The sequence below is a fragment of the Candidatus Chlorohelix sp. genome, assembly GCF_037138995.1.
In the GTDB taxonomy this organism is placed as follows: Bacteria; Chloroflexota; Chloroflexia; order Chloroheliales; family Chloroheliaceae; genus Chlorohelix.
In genome coordinates this window covers 1-1,071 of the sequence record NZ_JBAXHI010000119.1, presented here as the reverse complement: position 1 = coordinate 1,071, position 1,071 = coordinate 1, and the positions used below count along the sequence as shown (strand labels likewise).

Here is a 1,071-nt window from a genome sequence, read left to right as displayed (position 1 = left end):
ATTTCCTCTATTTGCATCGTCTTATCTACCTTCCAAAACAAAGGGTTCGCAATACTACTCTATCAGTAGTGTGTTTGTTGCTAATGGCTCTTACTGACTGGCAGTTCGTACTTTTTGCGGCACTATTTACGGTATTTTTCTTTGTCTTTATTCTGTTTACCAGACGGAGATGGCTGGAAAAAGGGGTTATTTTCCTCCGACTATTCACTGTAGGCGGTGTGTGGTTAGCCCTAGTGTTTGTGCCTCTGCTCCTTCCAATGATACAGGAATTAGGTAAAAGCCCTTGGCTGAGTATCAGCGATCTGAGTGTCTATCGCAGCTTAGATATAATGGATTATATTTCTCCCGGTCTGGTTAACCCCGGCTATCTTTCCATTGCAATAATGCTCATTGGCTTTATCTTTGCTTGGCGGAAAAAAATTCAGCGTGAGGCAATCACCTTTTGGGCAATAGGTGGGGTGTTTGCGGCGATTCTTACACTAGGCCCTAAGCTTATTGTTGCTCATAATCTCACCGATTTTCCTATGCCCTATTCATTCCTCTACAAGTTGCCCCTGCTTAGCGTGGGTCGTGAACCCGGACGGTTTCAGACTATTTACCTTATAGCCTTTTCGATACTATTTGCCTTTGGGTTACGGTTTTTAATAGAGCGCCATTTCTATTGGTCAGCCCTAAGCCGTTTTACAGTGTACCGGAAAGGCTTAGCTATGAGCGGGGTTGTAGTGATTATCCTGAGCATCTCAGTATTTGGTTTCGTGGCAGAAAGCGGGAAAGTTAAGGCAGTACCTTATGATGTGCCAGCATTTTATGAGCAGTTGGGCAAGGATACCGAGCAATATGCTCTAATGGAACTGCCTCTTTTCAACTATGCTGGACGTGGCGATATTGGTAGTGTCGAGGAGAACTACCAAGCGTATCAGGCAATTTACAACAAATGGCGTCTTTCAGGACGTTACAGTCGCGACCACAGATTGTCAGACCCTACTATTTTTGCCCTACGCGAGACTTATATTCGGGATTTCTACTGGTTAGGCGCAACTCAAGAAAAGTTATATCGTACCGACAAAGATA

1 protein-coding gene is annotated in these 1,071 nt (G+C 44.3%); it reads left to right on the top strand.

From position 1 onward, the window contains the following. Positions 1-83: 83 nt before the first annotated feature. On the top strand, positions 84-1,071 hold a 988-nt coding region (locus tag WCK19_RS18555; RefSeq protein WP_342398897.1), incomplete at its 3' end, for a hypothetical protein.